Origin of the sequence: Clostridium pasteurianum (genome assembly GCF_001705235.1) — a bacterium.
Classification (GTDB): Bacteria; Bacillota; Clostridia; order Clostridiales; family Clostridiaceae; genus Clostridium_S; species Clostridium_S pasteurianum_A.
The window spans coordinates 870570-889330 of record NZ_MCGV01000001.1; the positions used below are offsets into that span (position 1 = coordinate 870570).

Here is an 18761-nt window from a genome sequence, read left to right on the forward strand (position 1 = left end):
TATGCATATTAACATATAGTTTAAGTTTCGCAGTAATTTCATTTTATATGCTTCATAAATACATTAGTTAAAGTCCCAAGCAAAAGTGTGTATATAACAGTTCCTTCACGAACAGATGTATTAGGTATTTTATAAGCAAATATTATGGCCAATGAAAGAATTACAAAAGTAATATCAACGTACCTTCTTATTGTTCCAAAGGGTACATTTAATTTTAAAGCAATCACATTGCATAATCCTTCATATGGCATGAAAACTAAATTTGCTAATACCATTAAACTTACTCCATACGCCATGAATATAATACCAATTAGCAAAACAACTAATTTTACTAGATAATTATTTAACTGCATATTTGTAATAAACGGTATACCATATAAAAACACATTCAATACACTTCCAAATACTGTAGTAACAACTAATTGTAATACTTGAATAAGTTTAAATTCCTTCTTAAGTAAAATAATTTGTCCAATAAAGCATACATAATTAACTAACGTTAGTACCGTACCTGTTTTCATTTGTGTAACAATGCCTATATTATAGCTAATTGCAGTTACTGTGCTCTGCCCCAAACTTGATTTTACAAGCAGCGTCATGCCAAATGCAGAAATAATTATGCCTAAAGCTAACATTAAACTTCTTTTAATGTTAGCTTTATTAAGCTCAATATAATTATATTGTTTCATCATTTTATTAATTAGAAATTACTTTCTCTTAACATATTGTACAACATTCCCTGTTTTAGCTTACTGCTGTCTCCTCCCAAAGCATCAATTAATGCATAAGCAAAAGGTAATGTTGTAGCTGGACCTCTACTTGTTATTAAATGGTCATCTATAACAACAATATCATCTACATAATTTGCTTCTTTAAGTAATTCAATATATTTATCACCAGGATATGAGGTTAGTTTGCGTCCCTTTACGATTCCCGCTCTTTCTAAAATCATTGGTGCTGCACAAATAGCTGCTACAAACTTTTCTGGTACTTTATCAAAATATTTAACTAGTTCAATTACTCTTTCATCATCCCTTAAATTTGTTGCTCCAGGTAATCCACCAGGGAAAACAATCATATCATATTCCTTAATTTCATCACCTATAATTTTATCTGCTTTAACTACAATATCGTGAGAACCTCTAACCATTTCTCCAGCAATACTTACAGAATCACAATGAATGCCTGCCCTTCTTAAAACATCAATTACAAATAATGATTCGCCTTCTTCAAAGCCATCTGCTAAAAAGACTGCAACTTTCTTCATTAAAATCTCCTCTTTTCTTTTTATTTTGTGTCTTAATTATACTAATTTCAGTTCTCTTATTCTATTGATTTCCCAATTTAGGAAATGCTCTATTTATATCAAAATAAAAAACAGCCTAAGTCAAGATTCTCTTAGGTTGCTATATGAATTAACATTTCTTCATTTATTCTTTTTATTTAAATAATATGCATAATTCTGAGCGATCAAACTTCCAACTAATTGCAATTGAAAGGGATGCGAAGCATAATCCTGCAAAGATTTAAAGCAAATCACCTCATCAAAATATTTATTTAACTTAGAATTATAATCACTTGTAACAAAATATACCTTAGGTTTTGCTTTACTTTCAGGTATATTTCTAGGGAAAGTATGTTCAAAATAAATTCCAGTATAACTAAAAATAATTATTAAATTTTTATCCGTTGCATTTTTTATATATTCAAGCTGCTGCTTAAATGGCACCTTTGTAAAAGCACCTTTTCCTAGAAGCAATAGGTCACTCTGTAAATTCATTGCTACCGTTTCTGCTTTCAGTAAGCCAAAAATCGCTATTTTTTCATAATTGTAAATATCTATTGATAAACGATTAAGTACTTCATAATTCAAAGACTCTGAGGCCAAATTGAGGCTATCCTTAACCCTATTAATAAAATCTAATGAGCGTACATTAATATTGGGATGATTTGAATACATATCAAATTGAAATGATGTTGTGGTAATTAATTCTTTAAGTTCCGTAAAATCATTTAATCCAATTTCTCTACAAAACCTACTGATTGAACTATTAGATACATGACATTTTTTAGCCAGCTCACTTATGTTATACTTCTTAACTTCATCAATATGCTTTAAAATATAAGAAGCAATTTCGCAATTTGTGGATCCATCATCGCTGCTAACTAATTCTGATAAAAATACAATTTTTAATTTATCCCAATACATAATTTCACCTCACTATTCATTCTACTAATCCAATAAAATTATATCATACTACCTCAATTTTATTTGCAACAACTTAAACACATTTTTCATAATTGCACCTTAACAGAAAAAAGCACCTATATCTTTATAAGATTAGTATGCTTTCATCTTAATTTTTCTATATACTAAGCAATTCCTCTATATCATTTATAGTCAAATAAGGCTTTTCCACATCACCAAACCCATATTTAGCAAATATAAAAGGGACTTCAGCTATTACAGTTGCTTCGTAGTCACCATAAGTGTCGCCAACATACACAGCATTTTCTAATTTATTTCTTTTAACGAGAATTTTTATATTTTCTCCTTTTGTCCTACCTGTATTTCCAAAGCACTCAATATCGGTAATATATTTTTTAGTATCTGTCTTTTCCATAAACAATTCAATATAACCTTTCTGACAGTTACTAACAATAAAGAGATTACTTTTCTCTGAAAGTTTTTGAAGTGTTTCTTTAACATGCGGGAATAATAGATTCTCTGTACACTCCTCTAAATCTTCATGCTCATATTCAACACACTTTTTTAGTATAAGTTCCTTTTTATCATCACTGGCATCATAAAATAAATCATTTGCTATTATGTCCATTGTTTTACCGAATTCTTTTTTCAATATATCTGAGGTTATAACTGCTTTTGTACCTCCAACTTCTTTAATTGCTTTATTCCATGCCTTAGCTGAAACCCCTGTTGTATCCCATAAAGTACCATCAACATCAAATATTATATTTTTAATGATAAAAACCACCTTCCTAATTCTTATTTATGAGAGTATAATATAAAATAATGCTCATATGGTCAATACCTGGCGGCAATTATGAAATTCGGTCATAAATGAGCACAATTTTATATTGAAAGGAGCACTCTATATGAGCAACCTTCAAAGAGAAAAAGAAATCATGAAATTACTCAAAGAAACAACCTATGCTACAGTAGAGCATTTATCTCAAAAACTTTTTACCAGTCCTTCTAGCATACGCAGAGACTTGACGGATTTAGAAAATCGCGGACTTGTAAAAAGAACTCATGGTGGAGCATCTTTACTTTCAGCCAAGCCAGGCATGGCGCCATTTTCCATAAGAATTCAAGAAAACAAACGTGAAAAAATGACTATCGTAAAAACAGCATCAAAACTCATAAAACACGAGGCTACTATTTTTATTGACAGTTCGTCAACCACTTTTAATCTTGGAACATTTTTAACATCCGATATGGATTTAACTGTATTTACAAATAACATTGGCTTGGCACATTTTTTAGCTTCTAAGCACGTGCGCACATACTGCATAGGTGGCTTAATTTCAGACTGCAATAATGTCATTACAATAGGTCCCTTCGCCGCCGAAATGTTAAACAATATATATGTAGATATGTTCTTCTTCGCTTCTGCTGCATTATCAAAAGCTGGCATTATTACCGATACTAATGAAAATGAGACAGCTATCCGTAAAATAATGCTGTCCCATTCAAGCGAAAAAGTATTCCTATGTCCTTATAATCGTTTTGATTCAATTGCTCCATACAAAGTAACAAGTATTTCAAATTTAAATTATATAATTTCAGAAAAAGAACTTCCTGAATCGTTTATGAATAAATTTAGTAATATAACCTATTTATATTAATTAAAGCATGCTATATTCATAATGAGTAACTAAACTCCCATGTACTACTTCTGTAGTATATAACGTGGAGGTGCACCCTCTAATTGTTCTGACTCAAAATAAGCCAATTTATTTGGCACGCAAACCACTAGTGATGGCATTCCATATCCAACAACGTTTTTTAATGCTTCATCTAATTTCACACACATTCCATCAACAATTTTATTATATGAAATTACATAACATGTTTTAAGCGCTCCATAATATTTCATTTCTTTTAGTACATCTTTATAATCCAAACATTCAATTTTTATCATATAATTAAGTTTTAAAACTTCTTGAAAATCATGACACAACCTACCTATTGCATTATAACGCTTATTTTTGCTAGCTAGTTCATATGATATTCTTTCTTGACAGTGCTTATTAAAAAATGCTCTCACTATATCTATTTCATATTCTTTATCCATAAAAGTCTCCTTATATTACAAAAGCCCAATTTAATTTTTACTTTTATTTTTCTATAATTTGTAGTTTTTCATTCAAATATAATTCAATTTCAGGAAGAATTTTATTGATAAACTCTCCCTTATTCTTCTCTCTAATACTTAAACTATTGAAGTCTATTTCTTCATTGAAATCTAATACATATGATGCATCTTCTAATTTCTTACCTCTTTTTAATATGACACAATTAAAACAGTACAAATCATCTCTTAATGCTTCAATAATTTCTTCAACACCTTCAACCTTATACCAAATAATGCAAGGACATTCTTTTCTATTTAATGGAATATTATATGTCCAGTATTTCTTTACAAATTGAATCCTATCTTTTAAAGCATCTTAAACGATATTCCGCCCCTTTTATCAAACTCAATTTTCTGAGATTGTTGTAATAATGGTTGCTTTCTTATATACATATTAAAACCTACAGACCAAAAGCTTATTTCACCTTCACCAAGCAATTAAATTTCTTTTTAGTGCATCTTCGGCATCTATATATTTAATATCTTCAAAATTATTATTTATACAATTACTATATACTTTATCCAATGCAACTTCATCTTTACTATAAAATTGAATAAATGTTGAGTCCGTACAAAGAAAAACCATTTGGCAATTGCTTTTCATAAAATCTTCAAATGTCTTAATTTCATCAAACTTACTATCTATAGGATATATTTTTATATCAGAAAATATTATATAATACTCATCTTTTGGTATACATTTCAAAAAAACATCCCCATTTAAAATATTGGTTTTAAAAATGTCTTGTCCTATTTTACCATTTTGTAAATATAAAGAGTCATCAAAATTTATCTGACACATATAATTAGATAAATCAATACCATCAAAAATTTTATGTATATAATTGTTATATTCATTTTTAACTTTAATATCTAATCCAATCATCCTGAATTTTCTCCCCAAATACAATAATATGTTTGATTTTCAAACACCTCTTTTTTAAACTTATGTTCTACCACCAATTATAAAACACTAAAAACAGTTCTTCCATCATTCTCTTTAGTAATATATTCTATATCATACATACCATTTTTTATTGCATTATTTTTAATAGTCTCAATCATTAAAGTATCCTTTGCATATATTTCATAATAATATAGGTCTGAACATAGAATTACTAATTCACATTTACTTTTTACAAATTCATCATAATTCTTAACATCAATAGGTTTGCACCCTGAAGGATATGCTTTTATATTAGCAAACATAACCATATAACTTTTTTCCTGTATTTTTCTCAAAAAAGTTGCCCCATCAACATAACCTTTTTCAAATATTGGTTTATCTTTTTCATCATATATCTCATCTTCTGAAATATACCAGCAAAATTTATTAGCATCAATTCCAAATAGAATCCCACATAATATGTTTCCATAGCTTTCTTTGGTTTTAAAACTAATCCCTCGCATAATTGAGCTTCCCCTTCTATTCTTGCACCGGCAAAAACAGCCACTCCTAGTCGCAAGCCTTAAAATTATATATTGGTTTCATTACATCAATAACTGTTACAGCATCACTAATAACACTAATAATATCATTCAAAGATTTGTATGCCATTGGTGCTTCATCTAGAGTTGCCTCATTTACAGAAGTTGTATAAATTCCTTCCATCACATGTTTGTACTCTTCTAGTTTCAAGCTTTCCTTTGCTTTTCTTCTGGACATAATACGCCCTGCTCCATGTGGTGCAGAATTATTCCACTCTGGATTCCCCTTTCCTACAGCAAGCACACTTCCATCTCTCATATTGATAGGAATCAATACCTTTTCACCTTCATGTGCTGCAATTGCACCCTTACGTAAAATCATTTCCTTTATATCAATATAATTATGAATAGTATGAAAAGCTTCACTTCCAATCATTCCAGTTCTTTGTAGTAATACCTCCGCTATTTTTTCACGATTACGTTTTGCGAATCTCTGGCAGATTTCCACATCATGCAAATAATCCTCAAAATACCTTCCATACAAGAAACATAAATCCTCAGGCATTGTAGGCTCTTTCTTACTCCACCAAATATCTTCTAACGCTGACTGTATTTCTTTTCGTCTTCCTGCTGCCTCATATTCTGCTATAATGGCATCTCTTTTCTTAAAATATGTTTCTTTGCCTTTATTCAAATCAATCGCTAGCTGCTGATAAATCTCAGCTACCTGTTTTCCAAGATTTCTACTGCCAGTATGTATTACAAGATATTTTGTGCCATCCTGTGCCTCATCAACCTCAATAAAATGATTGCCACCACCTAAAGTTCCAATGCTTCGTTCCAATCGTTTAGTGTTTTTTAAACTTCTATAACAGCAAAGTTCTGTCAGATCAAATCTCTCCTGCCTTCCTTCCCATACATTCATGCCTGATGGTACAAAATGTGCTGCTTCATCAAGTTTTTGAAAATCAATATCTGCTTTTCCTAGATTAATAGTATACATACCACATCCAATATCTACACCTACAATATTGGGAACTGCCTTATCATTAACTGTCATAGTTGTACCAATTGTGCAGCCTTTACCCGCATGAACATCTGGCATAATTCGAATTTTACTTCCTGCTGTAAATTCATAATCACACATTCTTCTAATCTGCTCTATTGCCTCATCCTCTACTACTTTTGCATAACATAATGCTGTATTTATCTTTCCTTTAATTTCAAACATTTTAATATCCTCCTTATTACTTCTGCTAGTAGAATGACTCTATGAGATTTTAACTTACAAAACCTAAGTTAACCTGATTTAACTAATTAAACATAAAAATACCGCCTACCCTTTATTCAAGGTAAGCGGTTTATAAAAATCCAATATATATGCAATGATACAATAGTATTCAGGCTAACAAACATACAGACAATTATTTTTTCTTACCTTATATGAGCATATTAAATTCAGACCCTGTTGACTTCCCAGTGTCTCATCATAACGTTCGCTATTAAGGTAATCTTTTATATTAATTGCTGTAATCATCATTCATGTTTCCTTTCTGAACCTATGCGTCCTATCTTTTCTTACTATTATAAATATATCACAGATTTCTGAGGTTGTCATTATACTTGTGGCATAAATATGTACCAGTTCTAAAACTTTCATTATTTAATGCTTATATGGATTTTTTCTCTTTTTTATACCTATATCCCCTGATTTTTCATCTCCTATATACGATGTTATATTCATTGAAATTAATGTCATTATAAACGCACATCCAGCACTACTCTAATTTAGTAACTATATCTTCTATAGAAGATTTTACAGCCTCAGACTTCTCTACTTGAAACTTATTTTCAAGTGCACTTGTAATTACATTAAAGTTTTCTTTACAAATTAATGCTCCTAATATATTAACAACTGAACATCTATTTCTATAATTTCTATCATTTAGAATATTTATTAGTTTATTTAAGTACCTTTCATCCCCCAACATATATAGCCCTCTATAAACATCAATTTTTACCCAATTATCTTTCTCTCTAAGAAGTACATTTATAAAAAACATTTTCATATCTTCAATTTTATAATCCATTGCAATAACAATATCAACTAATGATGCTACAGCATATCCTCTAACTAAATTACTTTTATCTCTTAAAATCTTATTTTTTAATAATTTAATAACATTCTCTGATTTACTGATACAAAGCGAATCACATGCATTTGTTCGTACTAATTCGTCCTTATCATCTAATAAATCGATTAATATTTCTTCTCCTTGCTTATTATCTGTAAATATTAAAACCTCTGCTACCTTAGATCGTACTTCGTCATTGATATCATGAGAAAATTTTTCTAAAACTTCAAAATCAATTTTATTAAATTTACTTCTATTTTCAATTTCGTCTATTTTATTTAATTTTTCATCTAGATTCATATCTTCAATATTTACTCTACTACTCATATTAACACCTCATTACATAAAAGCTTTAATTCATGGTCCGTGATTTTAAACAAGTACACCGCAATACCTGAGCTAATATACATATTATTTCCACTCACTATAAACCTATAATATAGCAACTGATCCATATCAGGAATGTCTTCCACATAAAATACATTAAAATATTTTTTCCTTTCTTATCTATACAGAATATATCCATATTTTGTTCATTAGTTACTGAAAAGTATATATCCCCTATTTATTTTTGGCATGTATCTTCTTTAAAAATTTATTTGCTTTACTATTTAGAGAATCACTCTTCAATACCTCATTAAAATGACTCTCAGCATCACTCAAGTTACCAAGTCTATAATAACATTCCCCAATATTTAATAGGTTTTCAATATCCTTAGGATTAATTTTATATAAATCTAACGATGTATATAATGATTCAATGTATCGTCCCATACAAAGTAATGCTATGGCTTTATTAAACAGCGAATCTTGATACATATTATCTTGAGCATAACAAATATCAAACTCTGCAATTGCCTCTTTGTATTTATTTACTCGGCTAAAACATACACCAAGATTCATAACAACATCCAATGTAATTTAAAAAATCCTCATGTTCGCTCATATCATAACCTTTTTTAAAATATTTCAATGCTTTATTATAATCCTGATTTAAATAGTATTTTTCACCTTTTTCATAATATTTATCTATATCTAATTTCATCAAACTTTTTATTTTTTAACCCCTTCAATTCATAGTTTTTATCATTTTGCTTCCCCAGTTATCACAGCAATTCCATCTGCATTTATAATGCTTCTTATATTTTTTTAATTAATTATATACTTTTTACTAATTAGTATCTTCTACAACATTCTCAAAAACAGTTATACACAAAACTTCGTCTTCATATAATTCAACAACAATATTTCTATTTGGGAACTGCTGCTTAAAACTTAATGACCAGAAAAACTTCAACATTTCACCAAGTGCTTCAATTTGTTCTTCTATGTTATCATCATCATAATCAGTATTTATGTGGAAAAAGTCTCTAACCTCATAGGTATTCATAACTCTTTCGATTGAATTTTTATCATTTTTACAAAACTTTTTCCAGCCTAAGTACCTATCAAAATCAAAATTATCTTTCAGTAAAATATATCCATCTATCTCCATTAATTCCGCATAAAAAAACTTGCTAAAAGCCAAAGCAGTCTTTATGTCAGCTTTCATATTAACATAACTCCACCAAGTAAAATTATTAGGATTTGCTTTTTGCCAATCTACATATTCTTCTATCAAATCATCACTAAATATTTGCATACTCTATTTCACATCCCATTCAATATTTATTTCATCCGGCGTTACCTCTCCTACAATCATTCCTTATGATCCAAATGGCACGCCTGCTTCTATTCCAATTAGCGTAAGATATTTTTCATCCATTCATCAATAATATTATCTTTTTTACATATATTCTTTTCTCTATAAATAAACTCAATTAGCCAATTAAGATTAAAGTTCATATCATCTATATAAAATTTAATAAATGATATCATACAATCAAATACTTCTACACTAGTAAGCATTATTTCTCCACTATTATTGGATTCAATTTTATTAACACACGATATCCAATCCTCCCAGGCAGCAGGATCAGCAGACATACTTCCTTTAAATAAAAATGGATTTATACCACCCATGAAAGCACCAAAATCATCTATATTATATATAGTTTTATCATCCTTTACTTTATCCCATATCCTATTAAGATAATAAAACATTGACATATATGCTTGTTCTAAAGTTAGCTTCATATTCCACACCATACATAAAAAATTTATTATGTTTTCCTTTCATTTAAAATACTTATGAATTTTCTCACTAGTTTAATTTGACACACCTAAGTTTATAATTCTTTGTGTAATAATATAAATATCCATTTACTATTTTTACTGTATTCCAGATAAAATAACTATATAGCTTAGACGACTCTAGGCAAGCTACTTTAGACATAGTATTATCCTTATTAGAATATTTCCAAAGCGTAGTTTTGTTACTAGAATCATCTGTTGCAAAATATAATTCTTTTTTATATACCACCATTTCCTCATCTATGCCCTCATTATTATTTTTTCTCATAAGTATTTCATTTCCATTCTTATAGGCATATAGTGCATTAGCACAATGCTCGTAAGTACTATCCGGTATACGTTTAAGAAAATATAAATCACTGCCTATAAAATCAAAACCGTAATATATACCTTTATTTGGTTTTGATACTCCTTTACCTAGAATAATTTGAGATTTCATATCATTTATATTTTCCTTGTATATAGTAAATGTTTTTTGAGCATGATCTATATAAAACATGTATCCATTATTTATCTTAAACTGTTCAACATCATCATTCAAAAGCTTTAATTTTCCAGATGACATATCAAACAAGTACACCGACATAGAATCATCAAAATATATATTATTATCTTGTACCATAAAATAGCCAAATAGATTAGAATCTTTTACATTTTTTCCATCTACTATTTTTAAACACTTATTCCCACTTTTATCAACAGAAAATATTGCAAAACTTTTTTCATCTAATGCTCTTTAAATATACCATTTCATTCCTTAATATACAATAATGCATTAAAGTTTTTACATTATATTACATTTATAAATAGGCATAAATAGATGTTGCTAAAAAAGAATAGCAGCGACTAAAATTGTCTCTGCTATCCTTAATTTCAAAAACTCATATTATTATAATTAATTTTTCACTTTTTTAATTGAAATCTTTTCAAAATAAATTAGAATTGTGGCCCCCGATGCAAAAAGTATTTCATGTGATAATGTCTTTTCATCTACTTGAAAAAATTCATCATATCCATAACCTTAAATTTTATCTATTTCGCCAGTTTAACGCATCTAATTTTATTGTCCTTTGTATTATAGTACCAATAACCATTAACTATTTTTATTGTATCTATAATATAGCCAGCATCAGATATGCAGTCTGCTTGAGATATAGTTCCATCCTTAAGACAATATCTCATAAGTTTACTTTTATCATCGCTCCCTGAAGCTACAAATCATCTATATAAAATTTAACAAATGATATCATACAATCAAATGCTTCTACGCTCGTAAGCATTATTTCTTCACTATTATTGGATTCAATTTTATTAACACATGATATCCAATCCTCCCAGGCAGCAGGATCAGCAGACATACTTCCTTTAAATAAAAATGGATTTATACCACCCATGAAAGCACTAAAATCATCTATATTATATATAGTTTTATCATCCTTTACTTTATTCCATATGCTACAAAGATAATAAAACATTGACATATATGCTTGTTTTAAAGTTAGCTTCATAATATTCCACCATCTTCTCGTATAATTATTCAATTATAAAAAATAGCAAAAACTAAAACTCTATAATTTTAAGTTATAATCTTTCAAGATGTCTTCTTCCTTTGCATATACTATGTATTGCCTATCAATTTTTATTGCTACTTTAAGGTAATCCATTGATGCTTTGAAGTCATCCAGCTTTGCATATGTCAGGGCTAAATTATAATAGGCATCTGCATAATTAGAATTAATAGAAATAGCTTTTAAAAATATTCTTTTCGCCTCATTAAATCTTTTGGTAACATATAGAAATTGTCCTTTCATATTATACGCTATATCATAATTTAAATCTAAATTTAAAGCTTCATCACAACAATTTATAGCCTCCATAAATTGTTTTAACCTTCCTTCTGAATCGGCTTTAAATACATAAGCCTCTTTACTAGGCATAATTTCAATTGATTTATCAAAATTTTCTATTGCTTCTCTATGCCTTTCAAGTGACTGAAGTGCAAATCCTTTATTAATGTATATTGTACTATCTTTACTATTCAATTTTAATGCCATATCATAATATTTTAATGCTTCAGTATAATCTCCTATACAATCATAGCAATATGCAACAGAATTATATATACCTCCATTATCATAACAACCAATTTTCATAACTTGATTATAAATTGAAATCGCTTCATCAAATTTTCCTTTTTCACATCTTTTATCAGCTAATTCCAATAATTTTTTTACTTTATGGGTTATTGTCAAATCATAAAATCTTTCTTTTATAAATAATTGTACTAATTTTTCAGATTTATATTCCGCCTCCTTTTCACAAAAATCCACTTTTTTTATCCACTGCATATAATGAATTATTTCATGAGCTATAGATATTAATATATATTTCCTAAATTCATTAGTATCATCTACATCATCTCTATGATTTTTAACTTCTACTCTAATATGAGGATTATATTTTTCACTATCTGGTTCAAGAAATGAAGCTAAAAACTTGTCGCTATTATTTGCCTTACTTTTATATTCATACCTAATATATATAGTAAGTCGTATTGGAAAGATGTATTTTTTCCTAAGCCATCGTGCAAATTCAATAATTATATCTTTTAATTGCAAATCCATATGACTTTCATATCTAATTCTTAATCCACCACGAATCATACAATACCCTTCTTCCTTAAAAATATTTACTATGCCCTTTCCTTGATGGAGTATGCTTTTTCATAGGTCTATTTGGATTTTTATTACTTCTTGTTTTAAAATTTTTGTTTTTTCTCTTTCTTTCATTTACTTCTCGTCCCTGTTTTTTTCTATTAGCTCTTCCTATAGGTATATTTTGAACGCTTTTACGTTTAGCATACATAATTCTATGTTTTGCCCAAGATGATGTTTTATAGGTTCCATATGCTAAAAACGCCGTTACTGTTACTCCAAATGCAATCTGACCAATTCCAGGCACAAAATATATTAATGCCCACGCAAAATGTCCATTATCATCAATTTTATTTACTGGATTGTTACTACAATAAGCAAATCTATTATAATCTAGTAAATCTGAATCTTCATTTTTCAGTTCTTCTATATCATCTGCATTTATAAATCTCCCCATCTCAGGATTATAGTATCTACTCTGCAAATAATAGAGTCCCGTCTCGCTATCATATCTGTATCCTCTATATCTATAAGGATTTAACTTTCCTACTGAGTCCTTTAAGCTTCCATCTATAGATATTAATTTTCCCCAAGCATCATAGGTATAACTTACTACCTGAGTACCTGCCTTGTCAATTAATCCTATTACATCTCCCTGAACATTTCTAATGTAGTAATATTCCGTTCCATTTAAGTTCATACTTAATAGTTTGCCTGCACTATCATAGGTGTAATATATCTTATTTGTTCCATCTGTTTCGTAGATTACATTGCTTCCATCCAGTATATATTTTGTTGCAACTCCATTTACAGTTTTTTCTGTTCTTATGCCACTGTCATTATATTTATATGTTATATTCTGTCCATTTCCCGACATTCCTGCAAGCTGTCTTCCCATTTCCCAGGTGTAGCTGTATACTCCATCGTTTAACGGATTTCCTATAGCATCGTATCGTGAAACTAGTTCAACTAAATTCATAAATGCACAATAATCACTTGAAAATTGTGATTTTTGTACATTTATAAATTAAATTTCACAATAGTTTCACTGATATCATACTTCTGTCATTGTAATTAGTAAGTTTATCCTTCCGGTTTGCATTGCGTATCCACAATTTACTACCTACATACCTAGTTCACGGCCTGTTTTCTCTACTATTACTTCATTAATTGCAAAACCAAGAAAACCCTCGTCCATAATTAGACGGGGGTTTAATAGTAAACGCTATAAATTTTGTATTAAATACTATTTTGCAGATGCTGGAAATGAGGTTATCTTTCCTGACAAATACTTCTTCATAAGTATTACATCAAGAACATTAACAGTGCCATCTCCATTTAAATCTGCTGCTGTCATATCAATATTTACACTTGCACCTTTGAGATATCTTTTAAGCAAAATTAAATCATTTACGTTTATTACTCCATCGTTATTTACATCGCCTAAAAGAGTTATATTAGAATTTTTCACTATTACTCTTGTTTCGAAAGATGCTTTTGATTCTCCTGCTGTTACTGCTGTTGTAATTGTTGCTTTTCCATCTCCTACTGCTGTTATCTTTCCATCTTGAGATACTTTTGCAACTGTCTCATCACTGCTCTTATAACTCATTGTAGAAGTTGAAATTCCAGCATCTACTACTTTCTGTAAATCTGTAGGTAGAGTTACAGAAATGTCTTCTGTTTTATCTGATGAATTATTAGTATATGAAATAGTTGAGTCACTTACTTTTTGTTCTAACTTCTGTACATATATTTTGTAAACTTTTGTTACTGTTAAATCCGCACCCTGATCTCCAACTATGATGCTTTGAATTCCTGGTAGAACCTTACCATAAGTATCATAGTTCGAAAGAGCTTTTTTATATGCACTTATCATATCATTTAAAGTAAAATATGCAGTACTTGTAGTTCCATTGGTTTTAGTTATTGAAGGGCTTACTCTTACCCAGTTTGTAGCTGTTTGATCTCCTCTTAAAACTAATTGAGGTGCATTTGTGCTTTTGTAATCTACAGCTATTGCTAATTTATTTGAAAAGTCATCATCCACAAAATCCAAACCATAATTAAATGAAACTGCTTGTCCCCAACTTGAAGAAGTTGCTGTACCACTAAACATTAAATTGTCATCATAATTACTAATATTCTTTGGATTACTGTAACCATCTAACAATGCTTGTGCAATTTCTGGATATACCCATTTAAGAGTTTTCCTATCGAAAATTCCCATTACATCAGTTCCACTATCCGTGGACTTAGCCACAGCAACATTATTATCCCACCAACAGCATGGTATTCCATAACTAGCTGCTGTCTGTGCATAATATTTTGCATAGTTAACTCTATCCTGTAAATTATTTTTGTTTGTAGCAGCAAATTCGCCTAAAACTACGGGAATTCCCTTCTGTACAAATGTTTTATCTAATAATCTAAAAGTTTTATCAATAAATGCTTTATCAGTATCACCAAAGGTAGAATAAGCTCCTTTAGTAGTATCTACATTCATAGCAAAATTGTATGGTATATAAGCATGAATAGATACTGCAACATTAGGATCATTTGGTACTACCATAGCGGAAACCTTAGCATAATCTGATGATGCACAGTAAGTAGGCATCATTACAAGTCTCTTAGCATTATTCTCACCAGTTGCACGAATTACAGAAAGCATTTTTGCATTATAGTCATTTACAACCTTATAATATTCTTCCTTACCTGTCCAATCTTCATCATTTCTTGGTTCATTTATTGTTTCAAATATTAATTTATCGCTATAGTCTTTAAAATGATCTGCAATTTGCTTCCATACAAGGCTTCCTTCATTAATAACAGCATCTTCATCAGCTGCATTCATTTCACCCTGTATTTTATTGTGGTGAATATTAATAATTGCATACATATCATTAGCTAAAGCATAATTTACAACTGTTTCAACACGCTTCATATAATCTGAATTAATAGTATCGTTAGCATCAGTATAATTTTCATCCCATCTTACTGGAATACGAACTGTATTAAATCCAGCTTTCTTTATTTCATCAATCATTTTCATTGACGTTTTAGGGTTACCCCATCCTGTTTCTCCACCTTTAGAATCTAAAGTATTTCCTAAATTCCAACCAACCTTCATATCTTTTACTAAATCCATAGAAGAAAGACCTCTCATTGTTGTTGGATGCTTATAGCCAGCAGGAAATTCTGATTCTTGTGATGGTGCTTTAATATACTGATAATCTGACAATGTAATATCAGCAGAAACACTAGTAACCTTCTTTAAATAATTTACCTTTGCTGTTGCATCCTTTGGTAAATAATCATTTAATAGAATTTGTGTGTTATTTCCATTAATTCCCCAAGAAACTTTTGATGCAGAATTCTGTTCTGAATAATCCTTATTCAAATTAACAACAATATCATCATATCCATTGGCCTTAACTGTAACAGTACCAACATGGAACTTTAATATATTCGAATCTCCATCGCCAAGATTGTTATCAACAACATTTATACCGAAATTTGCAGTACTATTTACTTTGTCAAATGCAGAAGTACCAGTAGATTGCATGTTTAAAACATCTTTATATAAAAGAGCTTCTGCATCTCCTAAGCCCATCCATGTCCAATCATCACTAGTATTTTGAGCAAAGGCATCAGCATAAATATCAGTTTTCTGCCCTTTTGTTGTATATATATCTTTTCCATTAGTTGGTGTAACTGGTGCTGCTTTTGTATATTGATAATCGGACAAAGTAATATCAGCTTTAACACTAGTAATCTTTTGAAGATAAGCTGCTTTGGCTGTCGTATCCTTTGGAATATAGTCATTTAATAAAACCTGCGTAGTATTTCCAGTAGTTCCCCAACTAGCTTTCTCCGCAGTATATGATTCTGAGTAATCTTTATTTAGATTAACTACAACATCATCATAACCTGTAGCTTTAATTGTAACTGTACCAATATGGAATTTTAACGTACTTGAATCCCCTACCGCTAGATTTCCATCAGAAATATTTATACCAAAATTTGCATTACCATTTACCTTTGCAAGAGCGTTAGTAGAGTTGACACCACTAAGATTAGTCACATCTTGATACGCTAAGGTAGCAGTATCTCCTATATCCATCCATGCCCAGTCATCGCTAGTATTTTGTGCAAAAGCACTTGCATAAATTTTTGTTGCCTCACCCTTTGTTGTGTAGATAGATTCCCCTGTTGTATCCGCTTTTAATGAAGTATTAGAAATGGCACATGTGAATAACATTGCTAAAGACGTCAATAGTGCTGTTATTCGTTTTTTCTTTCTCATAATAAATCATCCCTTCGTATATTTTATAGTAATTGTAAAAAAACGCATTTACTCATACTACAATTATATACTATATTACCATAACATCCCTGTAAGGTAAAACTTCCCATTATTCTCGTATTACTCGATAATCACTATACTTCATTGATTATCAAAACATTATTTATAACACTATATCTTACAGCTTTATTCACTTAAAAGTTCGTTTTTACTTAAAATAAGTATAAAAAAAATGTATTACATTAAAAAATATAAATTTCATTACAAAAATATTTAATTTAAAAGTATAAAAACTACTAACGATCATTTAAATATATTGATCATTAGCAGTTTTTACGCTTGCTTATATTTAGCTTATTATATTCTTAAATATAAATTATTTCTACTCCTGCAAAACTAACATCACCAACTAATGTTAAAGTGTTTGTTGTAGTATCACTACTTCTATTCTTTTCAGTAATGGCACCTAAAAATACTTTAGTTTTATTTACAACTCTCCAGCTTTTAGGTATATATAATTCCATTCCTGAAAAAGAAACATTGATTCTAACCACTGCATTATTATTGCTCATAACTGCATTATCAAAATACACATTCATAGAACCAAAAGAGCACTCAAGATCTGCCTCTTCAAAATCATTTGTATTTATATATTTCATACTACTGCCAAATGAAGTTTTAAATCTAACACATTTTCCATCATTTACATCAACTTTTTCAAATTTATAATCTCCATAATTGCATCTACTATGAAAATTAAACCATTCTACATGTTTATGAAAAATCATAGATAACCCAATACTTCCAAGTAATGCTGCAATCAATACCGTCCATGGCGTAATACTTGTAATTCCCAATTGCTTATCATATATAATACATATAAATGCTATAGGGAATAAAATACCTGCAAAGTTAAGATGAGGCACACTTTTCACAATAATTATCACTAAAAAAATCGTTAATATCAAGCTAACTACATTCACATTATGAAAATATCCGAGTTTACTTATAATTAAGAAAATACCTATTAATATAAATAAGACTCCCCAAAAAATTCTTTCTTTTTTCATATCATTTCCTCTTTTCCAATAATTTTATTTTGAGTGGTTTATAATAATATCTCGAAACATATACCTGTTTGTGCGTATTTTGAAATTCAACTACACTAGAAGATGTTATACTATGCTTTATGGAGTAAATATGATTTGTATTTAGGATTGTTGATTTTGAAACTCTCATAAAATATCCTGGTAAAAATTCTTCAAGTTCATAAAGCTTATATTTCACATTATATATATTGTCAATGGTATGTGCACAAATACCATTTCCTTCAGTTTGAAAAAATAGTATCTTTTCAAAAGAAATATAATATTCAGTATCACCTTTATAAAAAGTTATACGTTTCTTGTAAGACAGCATATCATCCAGCATAATTTGAATATTTTTAATCTCTTCTGTAAGTTCACTACATCTTATAATAACTTCGTCTTCCCTTATTTTATTATCTAATTCAATCCGTAATTTCATATTTTCACTCCCCACATTTTTATTATATTAACTATCTTTTCTATTGTAAATATAACAACGGTAAGTGGTTATTTATTGCTTTTAAGTGGTATATTTTTATAATGATGTTACATTAAACACATATAATAAAAAACTCTTC

General features: G+C 29.3%; 23 protein-coding genes. 1 reads left to right on the forward strand and 22 read right to left on the reverse strand.

Features of this window, described 5'->3' with window-relative positions; translation table 11 throughout:
- Positions 1-38: 38 nt before the first annotated feature.
- The 4 genes from BEE63_RS04020 to BEE63_RS04035 all read right to left on the reverse strand — a co-directional run bounded on the left by BEE63_RS04020 (position 39) and on the right by BEE63_RS04035 (position 2996).
- Positions 39-692, reverse strand: coding sequence for a YczE/YyaS/YitT family protein (locus BEE63_RS04020; RefSeq protein WP_066020158.1), 654 nt, complete (start codon positions 690-692; stop codon positions 39-41).
- Between the two features lie 8 nt (positions 693-700).
- Positions 701-1267 (reverse strand): DJ-1 family glyoxalase III, encoded by a 567-nt coding sequence (locus tag BEE63_RS04025; protein WP_066020159.1) that lies wholly within the window; start codon positions 1265-1267, stop codon positions 701-703.
- Between the two features lie 159 nt (positions 1268-1426).
- Entirely contained in the window at positions 1427-2209 is a 783-nt protein-coding gene (locus BEE63_RS04030; RefSeq protein WP_066020160.1) for a MurR/RpiR family transcriptional regulator, read from the reverse strand.
- A gap of 157 nt (positions 2210-2366) precedes the next feature.
- A complete protein-coding gene (locus BEE63_RS04035; protein WP_347463713.1) occupies positions 2367-2996 on the reverse strand; it encodes an HAD family hydrolase in 630 nt (209 codons plus the stop codon).
- Between the two features lie 121 nt (positions 2997-3117).
- Between BEE63_RS04035 and BEE63_RS04040 the strand changes: the two genes are divergently transcribed.
- The gene (locus BEE63_RS04040) at positions 3118-3870 is read left to right on the forward strand and encodes a DeoR/GlpR family DNA-binding transcription regulator (RefSeq protein ID WP_066020161.1); all 753 of its coding nucleotides are present in this window, start codon (positions 3118-3120) and stop codon (positions 3868-3870) included.
- 44 nt (positions 3871-3914) lie between these two features.
- Here BEE63_RS04040 and BEE63_RS21565 read toward each other — a convergent pair whose 3' ends face one another.
- From BEE63_RS21565 to BEE63_RS04120, 18 genes are all read right to left on the reverse strand, one after another.
- Positions 3915-4319 carry a hypothetical protein gene (locus tag BEE63_RS21565; protein WP_066020162.1) on the reverse strand — a complete coding sequence of 135 codons (405 nt, stop codon included), beginning with the start codon at positions 4317-4319 and terminating at the stop codon, positions 3915-3917.
- Between the two features lie 43 nt (positions 4320-4362).
- Complete coding sequence (locus BEE63_RS04050) at positions 4363-4557, reverse strand: hypothetical protein (protein ID WP_066020163.1); 195 nt, start codon at positions 4555-4557, stop codon at positions 4363-4365.
- 249 nt (positions 4558-4806) lie between these two features.
- Positions 4807-5265 (reverse strand): DUF2691 family protein, encoded by a 459-nt coding sequence (locus BEE63_RS04055; protein WP_066020164.1) that lies wholly within the window; start codon positions 5263-5265, stop codon positions 4807-4809.
- A gap of 77 nt (positions 5266-5342) precedes the next feature.
- On the reverse strand, positions 5343-5789 hold the full coding sequence (locus BEE63_RS04060; protein ID WP_081312460.1) for a DUF2691 family protein: 447 nt from the start codon (positions 5787-5789) through the stop codon (positions 5343-5345).
- 46 nt (positions 5790-5835) lie between these two features.
- Entirely contained in the window at positions 5836-7038 is a 1203-nt protein-coding gene (locus BEE63_RS04065) for an RtcB family protein (protein WP_066020166.1), read from the reverse strand.
- 547 nt (positions 7039-7585) lie between these two features.
- Positions 7586-8269, reverse strand: a complete 684-nt coding sequence (locus BEE63_RS04070) for a HEAT repeat domain-containing protein (protein WP_242874675.1) — start codon at positions 8267-8269, stop codon at positions 7586-7588.
- Positions 8270-8503: 234 nt separating this feature from the next.
- Complete coding sequence (locus BEE63_RS04075) at positions 8504-8845, reverse strand: tetratricopeptide repeat protein (RefSeq protein ID WP_242874676.1); 342 nt, start codon at positions 8843-8845, stop codon at positions 8504-8506.
- Positions 8823-8990 (reverse strand): hypothetical protein, encoded by a 168-nt coding sequence (locus BEE63_RS22065; protein ID WP_242874677.1) that lies wholly within the window; start codon positions 8988-8990, stop codon positions 8823-8825. The genes BEE63_RS04075 and BEE63_RS22065 overlap by 23 nt, the downstream gene beginning before the upstream one ends.
- A gap of 123 nt (positions 8991-9113) precedes the next feature.
- A complete protein-coding gene (locus BEE63_RS04080; RefSeq protein ID WP_066020167.1) occupies positions 9114-9584 on the reverse strand; it encodes a hypothetical protein in 471 nt (156 codons plus the stop codon).
- A 98-nt stretch (positions 9585-9682) separates the two neighbouring features.
- Positions 9683-10078 carry a hypothetical protein gene (locus BEE63_RS04085; RefSeq protein WP_066020168.1) on the reverse strand — a complete coding sequence of 132 codons (396 nt, stop codon included), beginning with the start codon at positions 10076-10078 and terminating at the stop codon, positions 9683-9685.
- A 67-nt stretch (positions 10079-10145) separates the two neighbouring features.
- Entirely contained in the window at positions 10146-10757 is a 612-nt protein-coding gene (locus tag BEE63_RS04090; protein WP_066020169.1) for a hypothetical protein, read from the reverse strand.
- A 410-nt stretch (positions 10758-11167) separates the two neighbouring features.
- Entirely contained in the window at positions 11168-11317 is a 150-nt protein-coding gene (locus tag BEE63_RS21570; RefSeq protein WP_157797095.1) for a hypothetical protein, read from the reverse strand.
- Between the two features lie 29 nt (positions 11318-11346).
- On the reverse strand, positions 11347-11643 hold the full coding sequence (locus tag BEE63_RS04095) for a hypothetical protein (protein ID WP_066020170.1): 297 nt from the start codon (positions 11641-11643) through the stop codon (positions 11347-11349).
- A gap of 60 nt (positions 11644-11703) precedes the next feature.
- Positions 11704-12798 (reverse strand): tetratricopeptide repeat protein, encoded by a 1095-nt coding sequence (locus BEE63_RS04100; RefSeq protein WP_066020171.1) that lies wholly within the window; start codon positions 12796-12798, stop codon positions 11704-11706.
- Positions 12799-12814: 16 nt separating this feature from the next.
- A complete protein-coding gene (locus tag BEE63_RS21165; RefSeq protein WP_081312461.1) occupies positions 12815-13768 on the reverse strand; it encodes an RHS repeat-associated core domain-containing protein in 954 nt (317 codons plus the stop codon).
- A gap of 267 nt (positions 13769-14035) precedes the next feature.
- Positions 14036-17095: a cellulase family glycosylhydrolase gene (locus tag BEE63_RS04110; RefSeq protein WP_066020172.1), complete on the reverse strand. Its 3060-nt coding sequence runs from the start codon at positions 17093-17095 to the stop codon at positions 14036-14038.
- A 365-nt stretch (positions 17096-17460) separates the two neighbouring features.
- A complete protein-coding gene (locus BEE63_RS04115) occupies positions 17461-18165 on the reverse strand; it encodes a LiaF transmembrane domain-containing protein (RefSeq protein WP_066020173.1) in 705 nt (234 codons plus the stop codon).
- A 1-nt stretch (position 18166) separates the two neighbouring features.
- Complete coding sequence (locus BEE63_RS04120; RefSeq protein ID WP_066020174.1) at positions 18167-18622, reverse strand: LytTR family DNA-binding domain-containing protein; 456 nt, start codon at positions 18620-18622, stop codon at positions 18167-18169.
- Positions 18623-18761: the final 139 nt, after the last annotated feature.

Coding starts and splice junctions, on each gene's coding strand:
- BEE63_RS21570 (WP_157797095.1), bottom strand. CDS start 11,317: ATGAGATATTGTCTTAAGGATGGAACTATATCTCAAGCAGACTGCATA.
- BEE63_RS04095 (WP_066020170.1), bottom strand. CDS start 11,643: ATGAAGCTAACTTTAAAACAAGCATATATGTCAATGTTTTATTATCTT.
- BEE63_RS04080 (WP_066020167.1), bottom strand. CDS start 9,584: ATGCAAATATTTAGTGATGATTTGATAGAAGAATATGTAGATTGGCAA.
- BEE63_RS04120 (WP_066020174.1), bottom strand. CDS start 18,622: ATGAAATTACGGATTGAATTAGATAATAAAATAAGGGAAGACGAAGTT.
- BEE63_RS04075 (WP_242874676.1), bottom strand. CDS start 8,845: ATGAATCTTGGTGTATGTTTTAGCCGAGTAAATAAATACAAAGAGGCA.
- BEE63_RS04090 (WP_066020169.1), bottom strand. CDS start 10,757: ATGGTACAAGATAATAATATATATTTTGATGATTCTATGTCGGTGTAC.
- BEE63_RS04085 (WP_066020168.1), bottom strand. CDS start 10,078: ATGAAGCTAACTTTAGAACAAGCATATATGTCAATGTTTTATTATCTT.
- BEE63_RS04115 (WP_066020173.1), bottom strand. CDS start 18,165: ATGAAAAAAGAAAGAATTTTTTGGGGAGTCTTATTTATATTAATAGGT.
- BEE63_RS04025 (WP_066020159.1), bottom strand. CDS start 1,267: ATGAAGAAAGTTGCAGTCTTTTTAGCAGATGGCTTTGAAGAAGGCGAA.
- BEE63_RS04070 (WP_242874675.1), bottom strand. CDS start 8,269: ATGAGTAGTAGAGTAAATATTGAAGATATGAATCTAGATGAAAAATTA.
- BEE63_RS04030 (WP_066020160.1), bottom strand. CDS start 2,209: ATGTATTGGGATAAATTAAAAATTGTATTTTTATCAGAATTAGTTAGC.
- BEE63_RS04055 (WP_066020164.1), bottom strand. CDS start 5,265: ATGATTGGATTAGATATTAAAGTTAAAAATGAATATAACAATTATATA.
- BEE63_RS04040 (WP_066020161.1), top strand. CDS start 3,118: ATGAGCAACCTTCAAAGAGAAAAAGAAATCATGAAATTACTCAAAGAA.
- BEE63_RS04060 (WP_081312460.1), bottom strand. CDS start 5,789: ATGCGAGGGATTAGTTTTAAAACCAAAGAAAGCTATGGAAACATATTA.
- BEE63_RS04065 (WP_066020166.1), bottom strand. CDS start 7,038: ATGTTTGAAATTAAAGGAAAGATAAATACAGCATTATGTTATGCAAAA.
- BEE63_RS04110 (WP_066020172.1), bottom strand. CDS start 17,095: ATGAGAAAGAAAAAACGAATAACAGCACTATTGACGTCTTTAGCAATG.
- BEE63_RS04100 (WP_066020171.1), bottom strand. CDS start 12,798: ATGATTCGTGGTGGATTAAGAATTAGATATGAAAGTCATATGGATTTG.
- BEE63_RS21565 (WP_066020162.1), bottom strand. CDS start 4,319: ATGGATAAAGAATATGAAATAGATATAGTGAGAGCATTTTTTAATAAG.
- BEE63_RS04020 (WP_066020158.1), bottom strand. CDS start 692: ATGATGAAACAATATAATTATATTGAGCTTAATAAAGCTAACATTAAA.
- BEE63_RS21165 (WP_081312461.1), bottom strand. CDS start 13,768: ATGAATTTAGTTGAACTAGTTTCACGATACGATGCTATAGGAAATCCG.